Annotated in this window: 19 protein-coding genes and 1 other RNA gene; 7 read left to right on the top strand and 13 right to left on the bottom strand. The window is 35.0% G+C overall.

Annotated features, from left to right (window positions below; all coding sequences use genetic code 11):
* Nucleotides 1–600: 600 nt before the first annotated feature.
* From EKL95_RS10555 to nagB, 3 genes are all read right to left on the bottom strand, one after another.
* A complete protein-coding gene (locus EKL95_RS10555) occupies nt 601–2,220 on the bottom strand; it encodes an ABC-F family ATP-binding cassette domain-containing protein (protein WP_126453416.1) in 1,620 nt (539 codons plus the stop codon).
* A gap of 186 nt (nt 2,221–2,406) precedes the next feature.
* Nucleotides 2,407–4,434 (bottom strand): beta-N-acetylhexosaminidase, encoded by a 2,028-nt coding sequence (locus tag EKL95_RS10550; RefSeq protein WP_126564203.1) that lies wholly within the window; start codon nt 4,432–4,434, stop codon nt 2,407–2,409.
* Between the two features lie 24 nt (nt 4,435–4,458).
* Complete coding sequence (gene nagB, locus EKL95_RS10545; RefSeq protein ID WP_126564202.1) at nt 4,459–6,396, bottom strand: glucosamine-6-phosphate deaminase; 1,938 nt, start codon at nt 6,394–6,396, stop codon at nt 4,459–4,461.
* A gap of 346 nt (nt 6,397–6,742) precedes the next feature.
* Here nagB and EKL95_RS10540 point away from each other — a divergent pair, with 346 nt between their 5' ends.
* Nucleotides 6,743–8,404 carry an MFS transporter gene (locus tag EKL95_RS10540; protein WP_126562186.1) on the top strand — a complete coding sequence of 554 codons (1,662 nt, stop codon included), beginning with the start codon at nt 6,743–6,745 and terminating at the stop codon, nt 8,402–8,404.
* A 120-nt stretch (nt 8,405–8,524) separates the two neighbouring features.
* Here the strand turns inward: EKL95_RS10540 and fsa are convergent, their stop codons facing one another.
* From fsa to ffs, 3 genes are all read right to left on the bottom strand, one after another.
* Nucleotides 8,525–9,181 carry a fructose-6-phosphate aldolase gene (gene fsa, locus EKL95_RS10535; RefSeq protein ID WP_126564201.1) on the bottom strand — a complete coding sequence of 219 codons (657 nt, stop codon included), beginning with the start codon at nt 9,179–9,181 and terminating at the stop codon, nt 8,525–8,527.
* Nucleotides 9,182–9,321: 140 nt separating this feature from the next.
* The gene (locus tag EKL95_RS10530) at nt 9,322–10,125 is read right to left on the bottom strand and encodes an SDR family oxidoreductase (protein ID WP_126564200.1); all 804 of its coding nucleotides are present in this window, start codon (nt 10,123–10,125) and stop codon (nt 9,322–9,324) included.
* 111 nt (nt 10,126–10,236) lie between these two features.
* An RNA gene (gene ffs, locus EKL95_RS10525) (signal recognition particle sRNA small type) lies at nt 10,237–10,334 on the bottom strand.
* 86 nt (nt 10,335–10,420) lie between these two features.
* Here ffs and EKL95_RS10520 point away from each other — a divergent pair.
* Nucleotides 10,421–11,497, top strand: coding sequence for a glutaminyl-peptide cyclotransferase (locus tag EKL95_RS10520; protein WP_126562189.1), 1,077 nt, complete (start codon nt 10,421–10,423; stop codon nt 11,495–11,497).
* Nucleotides 11,498–11,508: 11 nt separating this feature from the next.
* Nucleotides 11,509–12,747 carry an imidazolonepropionase gene (gene hutI / locus EKL95_RS10515; protein WP_126562190.1) on the top strand — a complete coding sequence of 413 codons (1,239 nt, stop codon included), beginning with the start codon at nt 11,509–11,511 and terminating at the stop codon, nt 12,745–12,747.
* A gap of 48 nt (nt 12,748–12,795) precedes the next feature.
* Here hutI and EKL95_RS10510 read toward each other — a convergent pair whose 3' ends face one another.
* Nucleotides 12,796–13,680 carry a hypothetical protein gene (locus EKL95_RS10510; RefSeq protein ID WP_126453393.1) on the bottom strand — a complete coding sequence of 295 codons (885 nt, stop codon included), beginning with the start codon at nt 13,678–13,680 and terminating at the stop codon, nt 12,796–12,798.
* A gap of 100 nt (nt 13,681–13,780) precedes the next feature.
* Between EKL95_RS10510 and EKL95_RS10505 the strand changes: the two genes are divergently transcribed.
* Both EKL95_RS10505 and EKL95_RS10500 read left to right on the top strand, forming a co-directional pair.
* Nucleotides 13,781–14,818, top strand: coding sequence for a formimidoylglutamase (locus EKL95_RS10505; RefSeq protein ID WP_126459968.1), 1,038 nt, complete (start codon nt 13,781–13,783; stop codon nt 14,816–14,818).
* A 111-nt stretch (nt 14,819–14,929) separates the two neighbouring features.
* Entirely contained in the window at nt 14,930–16,183 is a 1,254-nt protein-coding gene (locus EKL95_RS10500) for a DEAD/DEAH box helicase (RefSeq protein WP_126453388.1), read from the top strand.
* A 538-nt stretch (nt 16,184–16,721) separates the two neighbouring features.
* On the opposite strand, the gene EKL95_RS10495 is transcribed toward EKL95_RS10500, so the two are convergent.
* The 3 genes from EKL95_RS10495 to aroC all read right to left on the bottom strand — a co-directional run bounded on the left by EKL95_RS10495 (nt 16,722) and on the right by aroC (nt 20,536).
* Nucleotides 16,722–18,008: a dicarboxylate/amino acid:cation symporter gene (locus EKL95_RS10495; protein WP_126459974.1), complete on the bottom strand. Its 1,287-nt coding sequence runs from the start codon at nt 18,006–18,008 to the stop codon at nt 16,722–16,724.
* Nucleotides 18,009–18,087: 79 nt separating this feature from the next.
* The gene (locus EKL95_RS10490) at nt 18,088–19,368 is read right to left on the bottom strand and encodes a dicarboxylate/amino acid:cation symporter (RefSeq protein ID WP_199736821.1); all 1,281 of its coding nucleotides are present in this window, start codon (nt 19,366–19,368) and stop codon (nt 18,088–18,090) included.
* A 106-nt stretch (nt 19,369–19,474) separates the two neighbouring features.
* A complete protein-coding gene (gene aroC / locus EKL95_RS10485; protein ID WP_126453382.1) occupies nt 19,475–20,536 on the bottom strand; it encodes a chorismate synthase in 1,062 nt (353 codons plus the stop codon).
* A 183-nt stretch (nt 20,537–20,719) separates the two neighbouring features.
* On the opposite strand from aroC, the gene EKL95_RS10480 reads away from it, so the two are divergent.
* Nucleotides 20,720–21,559, top strand: a complete 840-nt coding sequence (locus EKL95_RS10480; protein ID WP_126459977.1) for a UDP-2,3-diacylglucosamine diphosphatase — start codon at nt 20,720–20,722, stop codon at nt 21,557–21,559.
* A 103-nt stretch (nt 21,560–21,662) separates the two neighbouring features.
* On the top strand, nt 21,663–22,172 hold the full coding sequence (locus EKL95_RS10475) for a hypothetical protein (RefSeq protein WP_126459978.1): 510 nt from the start codon (nt 21,663–21,665) through the stop codon (nt 22,170–22,172).
* Between the two features lie 46 nt (nt 22,173–22,218).
* On the opposite strand, the gene EKL95_RS10470 is transcribed toward EKL95_RS10475, so the two are convergent.
* From EKL95_RS10470 to EKL95_RS10460, 3 genes are all read right to left on the bottom strand, one after another.
* Nucleotides 22,219–22,650: a protease complex subunit PrcB family protein gene (locus EKL95_RS10470; RefSeq protein ID WP_126564198.1), complete on the bottom strand. Its 432-nt coding sequence runs from the start codon at nt 22,648–22,650 to the stop codon at nt 22,219–22,221.
* A 46-nt stretch (nt 22,651–22,696) separates the two neighbouring features.
* Nucleotides 22,697–23,830: an N-acetyl-alpha-D-glucosaminyl L-malate synthase BshA gene (gene bshA / locus EKL95_RS10465; protein ID WP_126459984.1), complete on the bottom strand. Its 1,134-nt coding sequence runs from the start codon at nt 23,828–23,830 to the stop codon at nt 22,697–22,699.
* Between the two features lie 77 nt (nt 23,831–23,907).
* Nucleotides 23,908–25,920 (bottom strand): heavy metal translocating P-type ATPase, encoded by a 2,013-nt coding sequence (locus EKL95_RS10460; RefSeq protein WP_126564197.1) that lies wholly within the window; start codon nt 25,918–25,920, stop codon nt 23,908–23,910.
* Between the last annotated feature and the right edge of the window lies 1 nt (nt 25,921).

Below are 25,921 nucleotides of genomic sequence, written 5' to 3'. Positions count from 1 at the left end.
AATTTTGCGGACTTGTTTCATAGGCTAAAATTAAGATTATTTCTTAACTTAATGTGATGGCTAAGTTAGCATGTCCAATTTGACCATATTCATCTACAACACGTTTTTCTTTTGATAGAATATTAATGAAATTATGACCTAATAATTCTTTAAATTCATCTTCTAATATAATATCATCTTTGGTTTTATTATATTACTTTTATGTTTAATTATGGTGGTTAACCACTATTTTGTGATTTTATCCTCTAAATTTCACAATAAACTTAAATAATTATGTAACAACGCTATACTTGAAACCTGTAATTTTATATTTCAAATTAAAGATAGAAATCATGCTAAAAAAATTAACCAGACTATTAATGCTTTCATTGGTACTAATATCATTTTCAAGTTGTTCAATAATAGGAGGAATATTCAAAGCTGGAGTAGGTGTTGGTATATTTATAGTTGTTGCCGTTATCGTTATTATCATTTTTATCATTAATAAGATTTTCGGTAAGAAATAATGATCGTTTAATTAAGATTGACAATTAAAAACTTCTTTTAATAAAAATATCCCGCAATTGCGGGATATTTTTAATCTTAAATATAAATTACTTTTTATACAATATACATTTTAGCTCTCAATTCCTGAACTTTTTCATCATCTAGGTAATCATCAAAAGTCATGTAACGGTCAATCGCTCCATTAGGCGTTAATTCAATTACTCTATTAGCAACCGTTTGCGAGAATTCATGATCATGAGTGGTGAAAATCACAGAACCTTTGTAGTTTTTTAATGAATTATTAAAAGCTGTAATGGACTCTAAATCCAAGTGATTGGTAGGTTCATCCAGCATTAAAACATTCGCTCGTTCCATCATCATTCGAGACAACATGCAACGCACTTTTTCTCCTCCGGATAATACTCTGCAGGTTTTTAAGGCTTCTTCTCCTGAAAAAATCATTTTTCCAAGAAAACTACGAATATTTACTTCATCACGCTCCTCTTCAGTTTTTACCCATTGACGCAACCAATCTACAAGAGAATAATCGTTTTCGAAAAACGAATGATTATCTCCTGGTAAATACGCTTGGTTTGTTGTAACTCCCCAATCATAAGTTCCGGAATCCGCTTTTTGATTTCCATTTAGAATTTCGTAGAAAGCGGTAGTGGCACGTGAATCTTTTGAGAAAAGAACGATTTTATCGCCTTTGGCCATATTCAAATCTACGCCTTTAAATAAAATATCTCCATCTACAGAAGCGCTTAAATTTTGCACATTCAAAATTTGATCTCCTGCCTCACGCTCTTGGTCAAAAATAATTGCCGGATAACGACGACTTGATGGTTTTATTTCGGAAATATTCAGCTTGCTAATCATTTTTTTACGAGAAGTAGCTTGTTTTGATTTGGCTACATTCGCACTAAAACGACGAATAAATTCTTCTAATTCCTGTTTCTTTTCTTCTGCTTTTTTGTTTTGTTGCGCGCGTTGTTTTGCTGCTAATTGACTTGATTCATACCAGAATGTATAGTTTCCGGAATAATGATTTATTTTACTGAAATCTATATCCGAAATATGCGTACAAACAGAATCCAAAAAGTGTCTGTCGTGAGAAACTACAATTACGGTATTTTCATAATTGGCCAAGAAATTCTCTAACCAGGCAATGGTTTCAAAATCCAGATCATTGGTAGGCTCATCCATAATAAGTAAATCCGGATTTCCAAAAAGCGCTTGTGCCAAAAGGACACGAACTTTAATTTTTCCCTCAAGATCTCCCATTAAAGTATAATGATGTTCCTCTGTAATGCCTAGATTTGATAACATCGATGCCGCGTCGGAATCAGCATTCCAACCGTTCATCTCTTCAAATTGCACTTGTAACTCGCCTATCCTGTCCGCATTTGAATCATTGTAATCTAAATATAAAGCATCCATTTCTTTTTTGATCGCATACAAGGTTTTATTCCCCATCATAACGGTCTCCAATACGGTGCTTTCGTCAAACATATTGTGGTTTTGGTTTAAAACCGACATACGTTTTCCTGGTTCCAAATGAATATGTCCCGAAGTTGGGTCCATTTCACCGGCGATTATTTTAAGAAAAGTAGATTTTCCAGCGCCATTGGCTCCGATAACTCCGTAGATATTACCGTGAGTGAAGGTAGTATTTACTTCGTCAAACAAAATTCGTTTGCCAAACTGAACTGATAAATTATTTACTGTTAACATGAATATTTATTTTATAAAATTTTTGCAAAAATACGAAAAAAATAACGATTTACTGAATTCCAAAAAAATCCATTTTTAACGGTTTTAATTTACGGATTAGAACAATAATTAACAGAAAAAAATCCTGACACAAATTATCAGGATTTCAAAATTCTTACTTCATAAAGCCAATGTTACTTTTCTTGTTTACAGCAATTTTTTTAAACTACCGTAAACTGCTAATTCTACATCGGCGGGACTTCTGGTATTGCATTTCTCTAATAAATCTTCCAATACAGTTTGACTTACTTTTTGTTTTTTATCTATTAAAAGCAATAGCTGCTGGGATACATCACTCAAACTTTTAGACAAGGGCAAAAGAGGTTGCGCCAGCGGCGCATTGGCACTTAAAGCAATTAAATCGGAATTTAGGACGATCCACTTCTTAAAAAAGTCAGTCACTATCCCTTTATTCTCCTTGCTTTTATTTGCTAAATATACATTGACTGCAACATTAAAATCTAGTGCTTCCGAAGCATCCGCATTACAAGCATCCGCAAATAAGGTCAACGGAGAATGCATGCGGTATTTCTTTCCGCCACCATTACGTTTGTAATTTTTCAGTGGTTCACAAAGGTTTGAAAAATCATTCAATGCACGCGTATCTTGATTGTTGCTGATGTTTCTTAAAATCACTTCTTTGTTTCTAATGTGAGTAATTCCGAGTTCTTCTAATCGAAAAGAAATCGTTTTCAACCTTTTGCGTAAGCTGTTCATATCGGTAACAGATTCATCAGACCATAATCGCTCAGCTATCGCAGCGGTTCGTGGCCAAATTCTGGAATCTATATTTAATGGCGTTACGAGTTCACTCCACATCGCTGCTTCTCCTCCTAAAACCCTTGCTTTTTCCTCTGGACTAAGAATTATCTTTTTGGGTATGGGATCATTCAAATAATGACTTTCAATACCAAGCATCAAATCAATATAATATCCATTTGACAACACTGTATTGTAACCGCTTTTTGCAGCTTTGATCAATGCTCCACCGGCTTCTTGCCCTTCGTTAGTTCCTCGCCAAGCATGAATTATGGCGTCTTTAGACATGTTTTCAGTCATTATTTCTTCCCAACCCATTAATTTTTTGTTGTATTTTTTCAAGATTGGAATCAACTTCATATTAAAATAAGTTTGCAAATCATGATTACTGGCCAGATTATTATCCTTTTTAAATTGCTGAATAGCAGGATTTGCATTCCACTCCTTCCCATTGTTTTCGTCACCTCCAATATGAAAATAACTACTTGGAAATAACGGGCACACTTCATCAAAAATCGAACTTAAAACTTCGTAGGTTTTTGGATTTATAGGGTCTAAAGTCGCATTGAAAATCCCTGAATTTCTTTGTACTTCATACGTGATTTCCCCCTCACCTACTTTACTTCCTATTTCAGGATAGGCAGTCAGCAATGCCGATGCATGTCCAGGAACATCTATTTCAGGAATAACCAGAATCCCTCTTTCATCAGCATATTTTACAATATTTTTAATTTCTTCCTGAGTATAAAAATTTCCATCTGAGGCTAATTCTGTCAATTTTGGATGATTTTTTAATTCAATTCTCCAACCTTGATCATCGGCTAAATGCCAATGGAAAACATTCATTTTCATCGAAGCCATAGCGTCCAGATTTCTTTTGATAACATCTACCGGTTGAAAATGTCTTGCCGCATCAATCATCAGGCCTCTCCAGGTAAAACGTGGCGAATCCGAGATTTCAACAACCGGAAAGTAAAATGACGTACTATTATTCTGAAGCAATTGTAATAACGTCTCCAAACCATGCAAAGCCCCTAAATCACTTGTGGCATTAATGGTTATTTGATTAGAAGCAATTTTCAATTCGTAACTTTCATCTTCATTAATTTCTATTTTTCCGTTGCGAACACAATTTATCTGCAATTCAGCTTCCGGACTTTCGTTGACTTCTGTCAAAAAACTTTGTTCGAGAAACAATCCCGTTCTGCCATCTAATCGTCGCAGGAAATTGGTTGCGCCTATAAAAATTCTGGGATTAGGATTCCCGGTAATATTCACTTTAAATTTTTTGCTTAAAGCAAAAGTGCCAGCGGTCAACTTTATATTTTGTGGCCAAGGCATCAGGTTTAATTGCTCGGTGGTAATTTGTGCATTCGAAACAAAACTTACTAATAATAGGATCAAAAAGTATTTCATAGTTTATAGGTATTCAATATGTTTTTAATAGTCAAAACGTTTAAAAGCTTCGATGGCTTCATATTCTGCCAGTCCTAAATCATCATATAATTTTGCTGTATGTTTATTGCGGTCTTCGGCACGCACCCAAAATTCTCTGGAATCATTACCTTGAAACATCACGCGGTCTTTTTGCGATTGATGGTATAAAATTGCGTGTCTTTTTAGCATTACTTCTTCTGGACTTAATGGTACTGCCATGTCTATTTCATGAATTTCCCATTCATGCCAAGCACCACGATATAACCACAGCCAGCAATCATTCATAAACGATTGTGGTTTCAACGCTGCCATAGCAGTAAAAATAGCATTAAGACAAACTTCATGCGTTCCGTGCGGATCCGCAAGATCACCAGCGGCAAAAACCTGATGCGGTTTTATTTTTTCGATAATCGCTTTTACAATAGCAATGTCATCCGCGTGGATTGGGTTTTTCTTTATTAGTCCCGTCTCATAAAAAGGCATATCCAGAAAATGGATATTCGATTCATTTAACCCAATGTACCGAACGGCTGCATACGATTCTCTGCGTCTGATAAGTGCTTTAAGTTTCCGAACTTCAAGAGAATCTATTTGATTTTCTGACTTGTTCCTCAGGAAATCAATAACGGATTGAAAATCAATTTTAGTTTTAGCATCTCCAATGAAATCAGTACAAACCTCAGCAAATTTTAAGGCTTCGTCATCTGTAACAGCGATGTTTCCTGAAGTTTGATACACTACATGAACATCATGTCCTTGTTTTATTAATTTAGAAAAAGTTCCTCCCATGGAAATCACGTCATCATCTGGATGCGGACTAAAAAGAATCACTCTTTTCTTATCAGGATTAGCCCTTTCCGGTCTATGGGAATCATCAGTATTAGGTTTACCTCCTGGCCATCCGGTTATGGTGTGCTGCAACACATTGAACATGTTTATATTCAAGTCGTAAGCTGAACCTTCTAATGCTAAAAGATCAGACATTCCATTATTATTGTAATCTCTGTCGGTCAATTTCAAAATAGATTGATTGGTACTTTGACACAGCCAAACAATTGCTTTGCTTTTTAACTCTTGAGTCCAAATACATTCGCCCACTAACCACGGTGTTTTGAAACGGGTTAATTCTGAAGCTGCCAATTGATCTAAAACGAACGTAGCATTAGCATGATTTTGCAAAAATGTCGCAGGAACTTCAGAGCTAATATCGCCTTGAATTGTTCTTTTTATTATATCTGCTTTGTTTTGGCCCCAGGCCATTAATACAATTCTTTTAGATCTTAGAATCGTAGAAACTCCCATGGTAATTGCTCTTTTAGGAACATTGTCAATCCCATTAAAATCAGATGAGGCATCGACTCTTGTAATGTGATCCAAAGTAATTATGCGAGTGCCCGAGTTGATATGGGATCCTGGTTCATTGAACCCAACGTGACCCGTACGACCAATTCCTAATAATTGAAAATCAAGTCCGCCAGCATTTTTAATATTCATTTCATAATCAATACAGTATTGATTCAGTTCTTCAATAGCTATCGTTCCATCTGGGATATGTATGTTTTCAGGCTTAATATCGATATGATTAAAAAGATGCTGGTGCATGAAATAATGATAGCTTTGGTTATTTTCTTTTGTCATCGGATAATATTCATCCAGATTAAAAGTGACTACATTGCTAAAACTAAGTCCTTCTTCTCTATACATTCTAACTAGTTCTTCATACACTTTAATAGGTGAAGAGCCAGTAGCCAAACCAAGAACACAAGATTTATTTTGCTTTTCTTTTGATTTAATCAATTCAGCAATTTCCTGCGCTACAATTACAGAGGCTTCTGTTGAGTTTTTGAAAATTTCATTATGAATTTTTTCAAATCTAGTTTCTTCGAATTTACCGGCACTTTTATAATTGATATCTTTTTTTCTTCTTAAATCACTTTTCATATCGTGTTTTTCATACTGAATTATAAAGATAGTTTTTTTAAAAGAGTAAGGAAAATAAAAAATACCATAAATCAGATTGCTTCGAGTATCCAAAAAAATGGAGATTATGAAAATCTTAAACTATTTCTATAGATAAAGTACATTTAATCCCAATTTCAAAGTTACCGTCGTTTTAGAATTAGCAAAAAGGTTAAAAAAAAAGCATCATTTTTTAATAAAACGTGGTGATTCAATAATTATAACAATATTTAGTCTAAATTATTTTTTTTTAATTTACTTAACAAATATATTTACGGTCTTACAGCTATAAAAGTATTTAGTTTTAATCATTAACCAATGTATACTTATGAATTCAGAACAAACAAAGTCTAACAATTCCGCGCTTTACACGCTCATAACCGTATTTTTCTTTTGGGGTTTTATTGGAGCATCAAACGGAATTTTTATTCCATTTTGCAAAGCTAAATTTGGCTTAGACCAATTTCAAAGTCAACTTATCGATTTTGCTTTTTATGGGGCTTATTATATCGGAGCTTTATTGCTTTTTATTTTTAGCAGTATCGCCAAAAAAGATATTTTAAACGGTTGGGGATTCAAAAAAGGAATTATTTACGGATTATTGATAAGTACGTTTGGAGCTCTGCTTATGATTTTAGCGGTAACACAAGGAAGTTATTTGTTTATTCTTGGTGCATTATTCATTGTAGCTCTTGGTTTCTCACTGCAACAAACATCGGCACAGCCGTTTGCTGCTTCACTGGGCGAACCACATTCAGCATCAAGCAGACTAAATCTTGCTGGTGGAATCAACTCATTGGGCACCACAATAGGACCGATAGTGGTTTCTATCGCCTTGTTTGGTGTTATTGCAGGAGTTAATATCGAAGAATTTGCTCAAAAACCAGATTCATTAGATTCTATGAGAATCCTTTATGTATTTGTTGGTGCACTCTTTTTATTGGCAGCAGCCTTATTCCATTTTTCTAAAAAGTTACCGGCCGGAAAAAGTGATTCTACTTTTGAAACGGCGAATAAAGCAATGAAAACACTAATTGCGATCACTGTAATTTTGGTTGCTATTTTTGCCTATATCTTTTCTCGTTATGAAGATGCTGAATTTATTACTCGTTTTATCGAGAACAAAGAAAAAGATTACTTAGGATTAGCCTTAACGGTTTCTACACTTTTGGTAGTTGTTATTGGATTATTTTTCGCCAATACAACGGCTCAAAAAAATCCTGAAGGATGGGGAGCCATGAAATACCCACAATTAGTTTTGGGAATGTTAGCCCTTTTCGCTTACGTAGGTGTCGAGGTAACTATAGGAAGTAACCTTGGTGAATTATTGGTGACTGCTGATTTTGGTTCAATAGCTGGACCTGCTTTAGCGCCCTATATGTCTATGTATTGGGGAAGCTTAATGATTGGGCGTTGGGCAGGAGCCATTACAGTTTTCAACCCGTCATCTCAACTAAAGAAAATTTTACTTATCGTAGTTCCTTACATAGCTTTTGGAGTCGTATTAGCCGCTAACGCTATTTCCGGACAAGATGTAACACCTTTATATGCTTATGCATTTGTAATTTTGTTCCAAATCGCTGGTTTCTTTTTAGGAAAAGATCAACCGTCTAGAACCTTAATGATTTTTGGTTTAATGGGAATGACAGCCATGCTTATTGGTTTATTCACTACGGGTACAATCGCTATTTTTGCTTTCATGAGCGGTGGATTATTCTTAAGCATCATGTGGCCTTCTATTTTCTCATTAGCAATTGCAGGTTTAGGAAAATATACCTCCCAAGGTTCAGCCTTCTTGGTGATGATGATTTTGGGTGGTGGTATTATCCCGCCATTACAAGGAAAACTAGCAGATATTATAGGAATTCATGCTTCTTACTTCATTCCTGTTTTATGTTTCGCATTCATCGCATTCTACGGATGGAAAGTAATTGGAATTTTGGAAAAACAAGGAATCGGAAAAGAAGTAGAAGTTGGTGGCGGACACTAATCAAAAATATAATACCAAACCATATTGAAACCAAACCAATAAAAAAAATCCCATTTCAAATTTGAAATGGGATTTTTTTATTCAATTCGCTGAGACTCAAAATGGCTCACCGAGCATTTTTTATTTATTTCCTTTCTCAAAATCAGCCACAAATTGCGCCAATCCGATATCAGTCAATGGGTGTTTTAATAAGCCGTAAATGGCAGAAAGTGGTCCGGTGATCACATCAGCACCAATTTTCGCACAGTTTACAATGTGCATCGTGTGACGCACTGAAGCAGCCAGAATTTGAGTTTCGTAACCGTAGTTATCATAAATTAATCTTATTTCTTCAATCAAAGCCAAACCGTCTGTAGATACATCGTCTAAACGACCAATAAACGGAGAAACATAAGTAGCTCCCGCTTTAGCAGCCAATAAAGCCTGACCAGCCGAGAATACTAAAGTTACATTTGTTTTTATACCTTTATCCGAAAAGTATTTAGCAGCCATCACTCCCTCTTTAGTCATCGGCAATTTTACCACGATTTGCTCGTGTAAATCCGCCAACTCTTCACCTTCTTTTACCATTCCGTCGTAATCCAAAGCATTTACTTCGGCACTAACATCACCATCAACAAGATTACAAATGTCAACATAATGTTTCAAAATGTTGTTTTTTCCTGTGATTCCTTCTTTTGCCATTAATGTTGGATTAGTTGTAACACCATCCAAAACGCCCAACGCCTGTGCTTCCTTAATCTGAGCTAAATTAGCCGTGTCAATAAAAAATTTCATATTATATAATTTAATTGTGTGTTTCTAATTCTTTGGGCGTGACCCAAGGGTCGGGCTTTCCGCTTCAATCTTTTATTTTTTAAAGAAAAAATAAAAGGATTTTCACTGTAATCCCTCACGCTAATAAATTCGGTGCAAAATTACAACTTATAATGGCTCATCAGCATTTTTTCATATACTTTATCTGGTAAAATTCTTTTCAAAACAATTGAAATTTTTTGCATAAAAACGCCCACTTTATAATGAATTTTAGGTTCTGGAGTTTGGATAATCTGATAGACCGCTTCAGCCATTTCATTTGGATTACTGCCGCTGTCCACATGTTCATCCATCGTTTTCAAGGTGTTTCCGTACGGAGTTTCGTAAGCGGAACCCTTTAGCACCGGAGCATGAAAACGTCCCGAAGCAATATTTGTCGCAAAATCTCCCGGAGCTACATTCGTAATATGAACTCCAAAGGATTTCACTTCCATTCGCAACGCTTCAGTGATGAGTTCAAGGGCACCCTTTGAAGCAGAATAAACACTTCGATACGGCAAACCCATATATCCCGCAATAGAAGTCACGTTGATGATTAATCCTGATTGTTGTGTACGCATTTGTGGTAACACTGCTTTCATTACTTCAATTGGGCCAAAAAGATTAGTCTCAAAATTATTCTTAATTTCATGCATCGGAATTTCTTCCAATGGTCCCGTAATCCCAACACCAGCGTTGTTAATGACAACATCAAGCCTTCCGGAGGTCGCAATCACTTTGGCTACAGCTGCATGAATCGAATCCGAATCCCGAACATCTAAAGCAATTAGAGGAAAAACCGAATTTAAAATTCGTTCCGGATTTCTACTAGTTCCGTACACAACAAAACCTTTATGGTGTAAAAATTCGCCAATAGATTTCCCTATTCCTGAAGAACCGCCTGTTATTAAAACTACTTTATTCATGATTATTGATGTTTATTGTACGAAAGATCCAAAAATAAAAAAATCCTCCCGAAGGAAGACTACTTATTTGTGTGAATTTAGAAAAGAATCTGAAATAAATTTAGATTAAAAAAATGGCAAGCGACCTACATCGCACCGCTCAACCACGTACCCTTGCTATGTTCCCATCCTGGGGGAGTCTGCAGGAGCTGGTCGTGTAGGACTTGCCGGTGCAAATATACAATCTTTTTATATTTTTACAAGAGCTTTAATCATTAAAAAATAACGTTATATTGGGGTATCAAAAATTCAAACAATGAAAAATCATAACTTCCTATCTATCATTTTATTAGGAATCACTTTAGCAAGTTGCAACGAGGAAAAAAAAGGCCAAAACACTTTATTTACCTTTGATAATTCTAAATTTTCAGCATTATATACCCCACAAGAAGTCCTTTCTTTAGCGGTTTTGAATCCCAATTCAAAAAAAGTAGATAGCATTATTTACTACGTCAATGATAAAAAAATTGCTTCTAAGAAAGGTCTTGATAAACTATCATTGGAATTAAAAGATCAAAAATTAGGAAACCAAGACCTGAAAGCCCTTGTTTATTATGAAGGACAAACCGCTGAGGCTACTGGAAGAGTAGAATTAGTTTCCGGCATTCAACCAAAACTATTAAAATATACCATTGTAAATACCTATCCGCACGACATTCAAGCCTACACGCAAGGATTAGAGTTTTACCGTGACACGCTGTATGAAGGAACTGGAAACGGTTCTGGAAACAGTTCTGGAATAAAAGGGATTTCGAGTTTAAGAAAAACAAACTATAAAACTGGAGAAGTATATAAAAAAGTAGAACTGGCTGACAATTATTTTGGGGAAGGAATTACGATTCTCAACAACAAAGTATACCAACTGACTTGGCAAAACAATGAAGGATATGTGTATAATGCTGATACTTTCAAAAAAGAAAAAACGTTCCCCTATTTCAAATCAATTGAAGGTTGGGGATTGACAAATGACGGAACTTATTTATACCAATCAGACGGAACCGAAAAAATTTGGATCATTGATCCAATCACATTCAAAGAAGTAGATTACTTGAACGTATATTCCTTTGAAACAAAAATAAAAGCAATCAATGAACTCGAATGGATTGATGGTAAAATTTATGGAAATGTGTACCAGAAAGATGCCATTGCAGTCATCAATCCTAAAAATGGAGCCGTTGAAGCAATTATCAATCTTGCTGATTTGAAGAAAAAAATTACCCAATTACCTGATACAGATGTCCTAAACGGAATTGCCTACAACCCAAAAACCAAAACCATTTTTGTGACCGGAAAAAACTGGGATAAAATGTTTGAAATCAAAGTTTCTGAATAATTTTATATAAAATGACAACGCTACTTATCAATATCAAAGAATTACTCCAGATTAGGGAAACTGCTATTGCTAAAGTTTCCGGTGCTGAAATGGCAATTCTTCCCACCATCAAAAATGCCTTTTTGGTCATTAGTGACAACCTGATTGCTGATTTTGGATCAATGGATAATTTGCCGGAATTACATGCTGACAAAATAATTGATGCCACTGGCAAAATAGTTTTACCTTCATGGTGTGACAGTCACACGCACATTGTGTATGCGGGAAATAGAGAACAGGAATTTGTAGATCGGATTAATGGCTTGTCGTATGAAGAAATCGCCAATTGTGGTGGTGGAATTTTAAATTCAGCTACAAAACTCAACGAAACTCCCGAAGATGAAATTTATAACCAATCCAAGGTGCGTCTGGAGGAAGTCATGCAACTGGGAACCGGAGCTGTAGAAATCAAATCAGGATATGGCTTGACGCTGGATGGAGAATTGAAAATGCTTCGAGTGGTTCAGCGGCTATCAAAAAATTATCCCATTACTATAAAAGCAACTTTTCTGGGTGCTCACGCTTTTCCATTGGAATATGCAACAAACCATCAAGGTTATATCGATTTAATTATCAACGATATGCTTCCTGAAATTGCCAAAAACAAACTGGCAGATTTCATCGATGTGTTTTGTGAAGCGGGTTATTTTACTGTTGAAGAAACCCGAAAAATTATGGAAGCCGGAATTAAATTTGGCTTAAAGCCAAAAATTCACGTCAATCAGTTCAACTCAATTGGCGGAATTCAAGCAGGAATTGAATACAACGCGTTATCAGTAGATCATTTAGAGGTTATGAAACCGGAAGATATCAAAGCGTTGAAAAATACCGACACAATGCCTGTTGCATTGCCTTCTTGCTCATATTTTTTAAGCATTCCCTACACTCCCGCACGAGCAATGATCGCGGCAGGACTTCCTATTGCCCTTGCAACGGATTACAATCCGGGCTCTACTCCTTCAGGAAACATGAATTTTGTTGTAGCAACGGCATGCATCAAAATGAAAATGACTCCCGAAGAAGCCATCAATGCTGCCACAATAAATGGAGCTTACGCCATGGGAATTTCTGAAACTCATGGAAGCATTACTATTGGCAAAAAAGCAAATCTAATTATTACAAAACCCATTACATCCTATTACCAGCTTCCATACGCTTTTGGCAGTACTCTAATTGAAACGGTACTGATTGAAGGTGAAATTATTTCATAAAAAAAGAGGAACAGCACGTTCCTCTTTCCTAATTATTTCAATTTTTGATTATCTCAACACAAAACTTGTTTTTGAAACTAAAACATCTTTATTAAAAATATTGATAAAATACGTTCCTTTAGCAAAATCTTTCCCTTTTAAATCCTCAGAAACTAGAATTGTTTTGTTTTCATATTTCACATTAGTTGCAAAACTGTATGTTAACGTATTCTCACCAAAATTTTCCGTTTTCTTGTCTCCTAAAACATTGTTTTTGCTGTCAATTACTTGTACGTAATACATTTTGTCACCGGACATAGCAATTTGATTTTCAGCAATCGTAAAATTAACTCTTAAAACATCGGCTCTACTTGCTTTGTCTGTTTCAATTTGTTTTCCAGAACTTCTTAATTTAAAAGCTGTTCCTCTAGTATTTAAAACCGTTAATTTAGATCCTTTTTCAACCGCTTTAGATAATTCTTCGTTTTGTCCAACTAATACTTCGTTGTATTTTTTAGATTCTCCCAAGACCACTACAGTACTGTCTCGTTGTGTAGTTAAGGTTGTGTTTTCTTTTTTCAACCCTTCATTTTCAGCCATTAAAACTTTCATATTTCCCTGCAAAGCATTGAATTGAGTTCTGTATTTAGATAATGAAGCTACATCCCCTTTGGACTTACTCAAATCATTCATCAAGTTTACTACTTTATCTCTTTCTTGAATTAACTCATCAGACATGGATGTGTTTTCAGCAATTGCGGCATCATACGTTGATTTTAATTCCTGCAAATCTTTCATAACCGATTCTTTTTCGGTCAATGTAGTTTTCAATTCTGTTTTAACGGTATCTGCGTCGGAAGTCATTTTAAAAATGTAAACCAAACTCCCCACTAATAAAATAGCCAACACTGCTATAACCGCCTTAAGACTTGAACTGCTTTTTTGATTTTCCATCTTTTAATTAATTTAATTTCTACAAATTTAACAATATATAACTAATGAATAACGCAAGTTGATACATTTATATTATTTTTGGGAAAAAATATTTTTTTTAATGGAAAAAATTATACGCTTTACAATTCATGATCTTGCAAAAATTACGAACCACAGAAGTGGCGAGATAAAGTTTGGAGAAAAAATGATAACCATCCCAAAAGATGTTGATTCAATTGATTTTCTAACAACCTGTGAGGCTAAATATGTATTATTTGGTATTCCCGAAGACATTGGAATAAGAGCTAATTTTGGCCGACCCGGGGCGGCTTCAGCTTGGGACAGTGCCATAAAAAGTATCGCTAATATTCAGCACAATCGTTTTTGTAAAGGAAGTCAGTTAATTGTTTTAGGGCAATTAGACGTAAGTGAGAAAATGCAGGAAGTAGAACACCTTGATTTTAATGATATTGATGATCGTTTTAAGTTAAGCCAATTAGTTGAAAAAATAGACAAAGATGTCTCTCATATCATTTTTAACATTATAAAATCAGGTAAAACTCCAATAATCATTGGTGGCGGACACAATAATTCATACGGAAATATAAAAGGAACTGCACTCGCCAAAGGCAAACCTATTAATGCAATCAATTTTGATGCGCATTCTGATTTTAGGATTATAGAAGGACGTCACAGTGGCAATGGTTTTTCGTATGCTTATGAAGAAGGTTTTTTGAAAAAATATTTTATTTTTGGACTACATGAAAACTACACTTCAAAAAGTGTGTTGGATATCATTAAGAAAATAGAGGATCGAGTTCGTTTTAACACCTATGATAGTGTAAGTATTAGAAGAGAAAAAAACTTTGATCAGGAAATGGCGCTCGCTTCGGAATTTATAAATGATGATTTTTTTGGAATAGAGATCGACTTGGATGCTATTCCTAATATTGCCTGCAGTGCCATGACTATGAGTGGATACTCTGTGGAGCAACTTAGGCAATTTATATACTATTTTGCCAAAAATAAAAATGCTGCCTATTTACACATTTGTGAAGGCGCACCGGATTTAGGCGAAGAAAAAAACAATCATTTAATAGGTAAACTGATAGGCTATCTGGTGACTGATTTTATTAAATCGAACCAGCAGATTGTCTAACTGGTTAAATGATAAATTGCTTAAACGAATACCTATTAACCTAATCGATAAATAACACTACCTTTGCAGCACTATCTATGTACTTAATACATGATATTTAATATTTAAAATATGTTATTCGAAGATTTATCACTTTCAAAAAGTATACAAAAAGCCGTATTTGAACAAGGCTATTTAGAAGCAACTCCAATACAAGAACAAGCCATTCCAATCGTATTATCAGGTAGAGATATGATTGGTTGTGCCCAAACCGGTACCGGAAAAACGGCCGCATTTGCCATTCCTATTATTCATCAATTGCATAGAATAGTAGGGTCCTCTAAAAAAGCAAGTCCAATCCGTGCTTTAGTCATCACCCCAACCCGAGAATTGGCCGTTCAAATTGGACAAAATTTTGACCAATATGGAAAATACACAAACTTAGTGCAACTTACTATTTTTGGTGGCGTTTCTCAAGTGCCACAGGTAGAAATGCTAAAAAAAGGAATTGATATCCTGATTGCTACTCCAGGACGTTTGCTAGACTTAGTCAAACAAGGTTTCATCGATTTAGACCATTTGCATACTTTAGTCCTTGACGAAGCGGACCAGATGCTGGATATGGGATTTGTAAATGATGTCAAAAAAATTGTAAAACTGACCCCTAATAACAGACAAACCTTATTTTTCTCGGCTACAATGCCAATGGCCATAAGAGAATTAGCCGAAATGTTTCTGAAAGATCCTGCAACAGTTACCGTATCTCCTGTTTCTTCTACAGCTGAAAACGTAGAACAACGCGTATATTTTGTTGAAAAAGCAGAAAAAAGAAATTTGCTGTATCATTTAATTAAGAACGAAAAACTGTCTAATGTTTTGGTTTTTTCAAGAACAAAACACGGAGCTGACAACGTTGTAAAAGCATTGCGCAAACACGATATTGCTGCCGAAGCGATTCATGGTGACAAGTCTCAAAATGCCAGACAACGCGTTTTAGAAGGATTCAAGAATAAAGAAGTGAATGTTTTAGTGGCTACTGATATTGCAGCCAGAGGAATTGATATTGATCAATTACCATTTGTCATTAATTTTGATTTACCCAATATTCCCGAAACGTATGTACACCGAATTGGCAGAACCGGTCGTGCCGGAAATGAAGGTGTTGCAATTTCTTTTTGTAGCAAAGATGAGCACCAATATTGGAAAGACATTCAGAAATTAATAAAAGTAGATGTAAAAACCGTAAGTGATCACCCATACGGTTGGCATTCAGGAAGTCCTGAAACCGCTCCCGCGGGAACTCAAAAGAACTCAAACCGCAGTGGTGGAGCTCATAAATCAAGAAAATCAGAGGTTTCCAAACAAAATAAAAAACGCTGGTATTAAATTCGTTATACTGACTTACATCTGTAATAAATCACTTTTTAACTGTCGTTAAAAAGTGATTTATCGTTAACGTGTTATTTTTAAGCGTTTTAATGAAAATATTATTTGAATTAAATGACCTTAATCTTCTTGAATTTCAATACTATCTATTTTTGTCATGTACTAAAGAAATTACTATAGAAAATTTATCCTTTTGAGTAATGGCTTTGTACAAGGCAATTTTCGAAATTTTCAAGGATTTTTCGAAATCAGCATTCTTCAGGTATTGTGACGCATGATCCGTTAATTTTACGATCTCATTGTTTCATGCCGTTTACGTTTGTGCAAGTACGTCATCACTGAAAAAGTTAAATACAAACACTATTAATAACACAATATACACCTGATTCATAAGTGATTAAGTTTAATTAAATATAAATTTATGCGCCAATAAATAATAATTTATTTTAATCAATTAAGTGTCAAAAGTGAACTATTTTGAAGTCTCATGAATTTCAAATATATTAAATCCACTTCATGGTGTACAAAGAACTATTAGTTAAAAATTAATTTCTTTTGGTTTATTTAATTTCCCTACAGATTTGGCGACAATAGTTGCAATAGTTGCATCACTTGTTACATTGACTACAGTTCTGCACATATCCAAAGGTCTGTCAATAGCAAAAATAAGCGCTAGCCCAGCTTCTGGAATTCCAGCTTGACCAAGAACAATAACAAGCATCACCATTCCGGCACTAGGAACCGCTGCTGATCCTATAGAAGCCAGTGTTGCAGTAACAACTATCATCAATTGTGTACTGAGGTCTAAAGCTTCCGGAAGCATTGCTTGAGCTATAAATATCGCAGCTACTGCTTGATACAAGCTAGTTCCATCCATGTTTACTGTTGCTCCCAGAGGCAAAACAAAACTGGAAACCTCTTCATCAACTCCTAAACGCTCGGTAACACATTCCATGGTAACGGGCAGTGCAGCTGCACTTGAACTTGTTGAAAAAGCCAATAATTGGGCGGGCGCAATGGCGTTAAAAAACTGTATTGGATTTACTTTTGCAAAAATCATTAATAAGCTTGGATAAAACACAAACATCATCAAAAACAAGCCAAGCAAAACCGTTAATCCATAGATTCCCAGCGCTCCTAATGTTGAAAAATCTGGAATTTCGACCATCAGTGCGGCCATCAGTGCGAAAACACCAACTGGTGAAAAAAGCATGATAATGTCAATAATTTTCAGAATTACATCATTCAATCCCTTAAAGAAATCAACGACAGGTTTTGATTTTTTTTCTTCAATTAAAATGAGACCGATCCCAATTAAAATAACAAAAAAAATGACTTGCAACATACTTCCATTATCACTTAAAGCTTTAAAAAAATTATCTGGTACAATATCTATCAAAGGTTGCAGTGGCCCACTATTTTTAGCTTTTACCGCCAATTCAATTTTTTGAGAAGCATCAACCGAAAAATTTTCAAGTAAGCTTATTCTGGATTCTTCGTTAATGTAAGTTCCGGGCTTAATTAAATTGGCTAACAACAAACCAATAATGACTGCTATTACTGTGGAACATAAGTAAAAAAAGACTGTCCTTCCTCCTAATTTAGAAAGTTTAGAAATATCTTTTAAATCTGCTAATCCAACAATCAATGAAACCACAATTAAGGGAACAGCAATCATTTTGAGTAAGTTTATAAAAATAGTTCCAAAAGGTTTTATCCAGTCAATTACGATTCCTTTTTGTTCTAAGTTTTTCATTACTAATCCAAAAAGGAGTCCTAGAATCATTCCTAAAAGAATTTTCCAATGTAAAGCAAGTTTTTTCATAATTTTAAATTCATTTGAATCAGACAAACTGATATTTTACAAAAAAAAACTCCTCATTATTTGAGGAGTTTTTTATTATTTAGTCTAATGAAACCGTTTCGGAATCCTCGTCTTTTTCCCAGCTTCCAACTACCGATGTTGCTAAAGCATTTCCTAACACATTGGTTGCGCTACGAAACATATCACAAAAATGGTCAATAGGTAAAATTAAAGCAATTCCTTCGATTGGAATGTCAAACATACCACAAGTTGCAGCAACAACCACTAAACTCGCTCTTGGTACTCCTGCAATTCCTTTACTGGTAAGCATCAAAACTAAAAGCATGGTCATTTGCGTACCCAAATCCAAATCAATTCCGTAGGCTTGCGCAATAAAAATACTGGCAAAAGTCATGTACATCATACTTCCATCCAAGTTAAAAGAATACCCGAGCGGCAACATGAAAGAAACAATTCTGTCCTTGACTCCAAAACGTTCTAATTCTTCGGTCAATTTTGGAAAAACAGCTTCACTGCTGGTTGTTCCAAAAGCAATAATCAATGGACTTACAATTCTTTTTAGCAAAACGGTCATTCTGCTTTTTAGAAATACATACCCCACAACAATCAACACGACCCAAAGTGAGGAAATTCCAATTAAGAAAGAACCAAAGAACTTGAAATAGGTAATTGCCAATTCCTGAAAATCTCTAACCGCAAATACTCCTGCTATAGCACCAAATACTCCTATTGGGGCAAACTTCATAACGTAGTTTACCATTTTCAGAACAATATGAGATATTTTATCCAAAGCATTTGTCACTGGCTTCACATAATCACCTAATGCAGCCGCTGCCAGACCAAAGAAAATCGAAAATATTACAATTTGTAAAATTTCATTAGTAGCCATTGCTTCAAAAATACTTTTAGGTACTATATGCTCAATAAAGTTTTCAAAAGATATGTTTTGTGTTTTCGCTGTGACTTCTGAAACTGATCCCATATCAACATTTGATAAATTAAGGCCAACTCCCGGTTCTAGTATGTTTACAAAAAACATCCCCAATAACAAAGAGATAAATGAAGCTGTAAAAAACCATCCCATCGCTTTTCCTCCAATTCTCCCCACCGCTTTGATATCCCCAAGTTTCGCAATTCCTACCACCAACGTCGTAAATACCAATGGCGAAATAATCATTTGAACCAGTCGAATAAAAATAGTAGCCAGAATTTTAATTTTGTTACTAAAATTTTGAGCTGCTTCCGGTGAAATAGAATTATGAATGATAATGCCTAAAATAGCACCCAAAACCATAGCTATTAATATTTGCCCTGTTAATCCTGAAAAAAAGGACGGCTTTTTAGTTGTATTCATATTCATTAAATTGGTTATAAGATTGTAGGATCAACCTTGATTATAAAAAAAATTTTACTCGCAGTCAGGTAAAAAATGGTATTGTAAAAAACATAAAAAGTATCAACAATTACTACTGATATGTTTTATTTATCAAATAAAAATCAGCTAATACAATGGCTGCCATTGCCTCAACAATAGGCACAGCACGCGGTACTACACAAGGATCATGACGCCCTTTTCCAGTCATTTCTGTAATATTGCCTTTATTGTCCAGTGATTCTTGTTTTTGCATAATGGTGGCCACAGGTTTGAAAGCCACGCGAAAATAAATATCCATTCCGTTACTGATTCCTCCTTGAATTCCACCTGAAAGATTGGTTTTTGTCGTTCCGTCAGCATTGTATAAATCATTATGCGCACTTCCTTTCATCTTAGCGCCTTCAAAACCACTTCCAAATTCAAATCCTTTTACGGCATTAATAGAAAGCATTGCTTTGCCAAGTTCTGCGTGAAGCTTATCAAAAACGGGCTCTCCTAAACCAATAGGTACATTTTGAATCACACAGGTTACGGTTCCGCCCACAGTATCCCCTTGTTTTCGGATATCACGAATATATTCTTCCATGATTACCGCTGCCTGTTCATCTGGGCAACGAACCGGATTATTTTCGGTTTTCGAAAAATCTAAATCTTGGTAGGGTTTGTCTAAAAAAATAGGTCCTACAGAAGAAACGTATGCATTAATTTTTATGTCTGGCAACATTTGTTTTGCTACAGCTCCCGCCACAACTCTACTGGCAGTTTCCCGCGCAGAACTGCGTCCACCGCCACGATAATCCCTAACCCCATATTTTTTTTCATACACATAATCCGCATGACTGGGTCTGTAATTGTCTTTTATATGAGAATAATCATCTGATTTTTGATTGGTATTAGGAATAATAAAACCTATGGGTGTACCGGTGGTTTTACCTTCAAAGATTCCGGAAAGAAATTGAACGTCATCCGGTTCTTTGCGTTGAGTAACTATTGCTGATTGGCCTGGCTTTCTGCGGGACATTTCAAATTGAATTGCTTCTAAATCTATTGTTATTCCGGGAGGACAACCGTCTATTATCCCTCCTAAAGCGTCACCGTGAGATTCTCCAAAAGTTGTTATTCTAAATAGTGTTCCGTAGCTATTTCCTGCCATACTGATTAGTTTTGAACAAAAGTAGTATTTTAGTTTAAAGTTCAAAATTTTAACCACTAAACTTTTGAATAGCAATATCTATTTATTGACTTTAAATTAATATTGAAAACTATTTATTAACCTTTAATCGCATTTCAATTCAGTAGAATTCCATTAATTTGATAAAATTCAAATTCAAACACCTTGAAAAAAAGAAAAGTCGAGTTAGTGGTGATTTCTGATGTACATCTGGGGACTTATGGAAGTCATGCTAAAGAACTTTATAATTATTTATCTGCAATTAAACCTAAAATTTTAGTCTTAAATGGAGATATTATTGATGTATGGCAATTTAGAAAATCCTATTTTCCCAAAGCGCATTTAAAGGTTATCCAAAAAATCATCAGTTTTGCTTCAAAGGGAACAAAAGTCTATTATATTACTGGAAATCATGATGAAATGCTCCGAAAGTTTAGCGATATGAGTATGGGTAATTTTGCATTGGTGGACAAGTTAGTCTTGGATCTTGATGACAAAAAAGCCTGGATATTTCACGGTGATGTCTTTGATGCTTCCGTACAACACTCAAAATGGATTGCAAAATTAGGCGGTTTAGGATATGATTATCTGATACTTTTGAATCGATTTGTAAATTGGTGCTTATCAAAAATAGGGAAAGAGCCCTACTCTTTTTCTAAACAAATAAAGGCTGGTGTAAAAAAGGCAGTAAAGCACATTTCGGATTTTGAAAAAACAGCCACGGAACTCGCCATCGAAAACAACTACGATTATGTAATTTGCGGTCATATTCACGAGCCAAAAATAATCAAAAAAGAGAATAAAAACGGGGCTACTTTGTATTTGAATTCCGGGGATTGGGTGGAGAATTTAACCGCATTGGAATACAATAAAAAACGTTGGAAATTATTTCACTACTCAGAAACTAATTATGCTGAAGATGAAAATCTTTTTGAGATGGAGGATTTAATCAGTACTCAGTATGTTACACCTGCTATTTTCTTTAAAAAAACTATTTTAGATTAATGGTGGTTTTATATCAAAAGTGTGAATTATGAAACATTTACAATTAATTTTGTAAATTTAATCACAAAGTTAGTAATATCTTTGTATTTATAAAAATTTACTTATGAAAAAAATTATTTTATCGGTTATAATGCTAATTGGATTAGCATTCACCTCACAAGCACAAGAGATTTCAAAAAATGCACTAGGCCTTCGTTTTGGTGACAGTGGTGGTTTTGGTACTGAGATCACCTATCAAAGAGGTTTAGGCGATAACAATCGTTTAGAATTAGACTTAGGTTGGAGAAACAGAAATAATTATAACAATGATAATTATGATGACAATGCCATCAAATTAACTGGTTTGTATCAGTGGGTATGGAACATTGATGGTGGATTCAACTGGTATGCAGGTATTGGTGGTGGTGTAGGAAACTACAATAGAGATTATTATGATAATAGAAATTATAATAATGGAACTTTCGCATTTGTTGCCGGAGATATAGGTATCGAATATAATTTTGATATTCCATTGTTAATCTCTTTAGATTTCAGACCAGAGTTTGGTGGTAGCGATTATTACAGAAACAATTACGGTTCTGATGTAGCTTTAGCTCTTAAATACCAATTCTAATATTTCAAAAGAATAAAAAAAATGCCACTAGAAATAGTGGCATTTTTTATTTTATAAGAATCTCTTTCTTGGAATTTATTTTCACAACACAAAAAGGAGTCGTAAAAGCTTGTGTCACCATACTACCCGGCTCAGGATTTGTTTCTTGAACTGTTATAATTATATTTTTATCCGTTTCAATTACATTATCAATTCCTATGGCATATCCGCCAGTGGTTTTCTCTCCCATATTCAAAACAACAAAATTAGCATTCAGAATATCATTAGCATTAATCTTATTTTTTAAGTTTGCATCATTCTGCAGCATTCTAATTTCGCTTGGCTCAGAAAGAATCTCAAAAAAACGGATACTAGCTCCACCATTAGTTTGCTGAGTCAAAACTTCATATAGCGCTGTAGTGGCATCTGTACTTTTTAAAGAAACGCTACCGCAGGAAACGACAGTTATAGCAAGGAACGACAGCATTACTTTTTTCATTTTTATGTTTTTACATTTAATAATTTCAAAAATAATTCCTGTGTGTCTATAAGTATTTATTAATGGCTTTTTGATATAACTCTTCGTAAAGGGGCAAAATATTTTTTATGTCAAATTGTTTGGCAACAGCTAATGCGTTTTCTTTAAATTTAGCAAGCGTCAAATCATCTTTTAGAATTTTCAATGCGTTTTGAGCCATTTCCTCTGTATTTCCTACATCACTTAAATAGCCGGAAATGCCTTCAAAATTAACTTCGGGTAAACCGCCTGAATTACTAGAGATAACAGGAACTTTACACGCCATAGCTTCAAGGGCTGCCAAACCAAAACTTTCTGTTTCAGATGGGAGTAAAAACAAGTCAGTTAAGCACAAAATCTTATCAATTTCGTTGCTGTTACCAAAAAAGATTACCTTGTCTAGTATACCCAATTCCTGACATAAATATTCTGCTTTTTCTTTTTCAGGGCCATCACCAACCATCATCAATTTAGCCGGAATCTCTTTTTGAATATTATAGAAAATTTTAATGACATCCGGAATTCGTTTTACTTTTCTAAAATTACTGATGTGCGTTATAATTCGTTCATTTTCCTTGGCCATGACTGAACGTTGACAAGGAATGTTCAGGTTATTTGTATTTTTATTCAATTCAATAAAATTAGGAATAACCTCAATTTCATTTTTTATATTGAATAATTTAAGCGTGTCGTCTTTTAAACTTTGGGATACTGAGGTAACAAAATCTGATTTATTGATACTAAAAGTGACTGCTGGCTTATAAAACGGGTGATTCCCTACCAAGGTGATGTCTGTTCCGTGTAATGTTGTCACCATTGGAATATCAATGCCTTCGTCTTTCAGCATTTGTTTTGCCATATAGCCCGCATAGGCATGAGGAATAGCATAATGTACATGAAGCAATTCTATTTTATATAATTTTACCATATCGACTAATTTGCTCGATAAGGCCAATTCATACGGTTGGTAATGAAACAATGGATATTCAGGCACATTTACTTCGTGGTAATGCACATTTGGACTTAAAAGTGCCAAACGTACGGGCTGACTGTAAGTTATGAAATGTATTTCATGCCCGCGACGAGCCAATTCCAGTCCTAATTCTGTAGCGACAACACCACTACCTCCAAAGGTAGGATAACAAACTATTGCAATTTTCATGTATTTAATTTAATGAAACGAAATTAAGAAAAATAGGAATGTGTTTTATGGAATTTTAAGTTAAATGCAATACAAATTTAAAATTTCATTCGCTGAATTCGAACGGCATTTAAAATCGCCAATAAGGCCACCCCCACATCTGCAAAAACCGCCTCCCACATAGAGGCAAGTCCAGCAGCTCCCAGAATGAGAACTATTAGTTTTACGGAAAAAGCCAATCCAATATTTTGCCAAACGATTTGTTTTGTTTTTTTTCCAATGGTGATAGCGGTAAAAATCTTAGTGGGCTGGTCATTTTGAATGACAATATCAGCCGTTTCAATAGTAGCATCGCTTCCTAAACCACCCATAGCAATTCCCGCATCTGCCAGAGCAATGACTGGAGCATCATTTACTCCGTCTCCAACAAATGCAACTTTTAATTTTTGGTTTAAAAGTGCGGTTACTTTATTGACTTTATCTGCTGGCAACAAATTTCCGTAAGCTTCATCAATATTTAATTCTTTGGCTACAGCCAAAACTACCGCTTGATTGTCCCCAGAAAGTAATATTGTTTTGATATTTATTTTATGTAAACTTTCAATAGCTGCTTTTGCATCTTCTTTTATTTCATCGGCAACAAGAAAATAACCTGTATATTTTTGATTGATGGCAACTACAACAATAGTGTACGGAATAGCATCAAGATCTGTGTCATAATCAATATGGAATTTTTTCATCAGTTTAGGACTTCCCACCAAGATTTCATTTCCATCTACAACACCTTGCAAGCCAAGGCCTGGAATCTCAGTGAAATTAGAAACAACAATTTCATTTTTAGGATTTTTGGCAAATTCTACTATTGCGGAACCAACCGGATGCGTCGATTTAGCTTCAATTGCTGCAGTATAGTTAACTAAATCAGACTCCAGAATTCCTATCGACACTACTTTCTGAACTTTAAAAACGCCTTTGGTTAAAGTCCCTGTTTTATCCATCACCACTACCTGAATAGCTGCCATAGTATCCAGAAATGTAGATCCTTTAAACAATATTCCGTTTTTACTTGCGGCGCCAATTCCGCCAAAATACCCTAACGGAATGGAAATCACCAAGGCACACGGACAGGAAACCACCAAGAACAGTAAGGCTCTGTACAGCCATTCCTTAAATATATACGTTTCTGCAAATAAGATTGGCACTACACATATAGCAATAGCGAGATACACTATTATTGGCGTGTATATTTTAGCAAACTTCCTAATAAATAATTCTGTTGGTGCTTTTTTAGCAGTGGCATCCTGCACCATCTGGAGGATTTTAGATAATTTGCTGTCTGTAAATGCAGTAGTCACTTCTACTTGAGCAATAGAAGTGCCATTGATCATTCCGGTAAGAATTGTATCTCCTTTTGACTTAGAATCCGGTTTGCTTTCGCCTGTTAATGCAGCAGTATTGAAAGTGGCATAATCCGAAAGCAACATTCCATCTAATGCTAATTTTTCTCCGGGTTTTAATTCTATGACAGCTCCAATAGCCACTTCCGAAGCTTTAATTGCAATCACATTTTGTCCCATTACAACGTTTGCAACATCAGGTCTTTGATCCAGTAATAATTTTATATTTAATTTTGCTCTTTTAACGGCGAGCATTTGGAATAATTCACCAATGGAGTAAAATAACATGACAGCCACTCCTTCGGCATATTGACCAATTCCAAACGCACCTAATGTAGCTATTCCCATTAGAAAAAATTCAGAAAAAATAGCTCCTTTACCAATACTAGCGTAAGCTTCTTTCAAAACTGGAAGCCCTACCGGAATGTAAGCTGCAACATACCAAACGATTCGAAACCAACCATTAAACCAAGATTGAGGAAAGTAATTATCAAACAATAAAGCAATCAGCAATCCTATAAAACTAATTATAGATGGTAAAAACATTCTGAGGGTGCTTTCATTTCCGTTAGAATGATCGTGATCTTCCTCATCGTGATTTTCTGACTCACTGTGAGAGGAACAACATCCTGCATCTTGCTCTGCTTTATTTACTTTTTTTTCTTCTACTGCGCAACATTTGTTGTCAGGTAAAGTTTTATGTTGGGATGCCATT

The organism is Flavobacterium sp. LB2P53 (genome assembly GCF_003970305.1).
Lineage (GTDB): Bacteria > Bacteroidota > Bacteroidia > Flavobacteriales > Flavobacteriaceae > Flavobacterium.
This window is presented reverse-complemented; position numbering and strand designations above follow the sequence as displayed.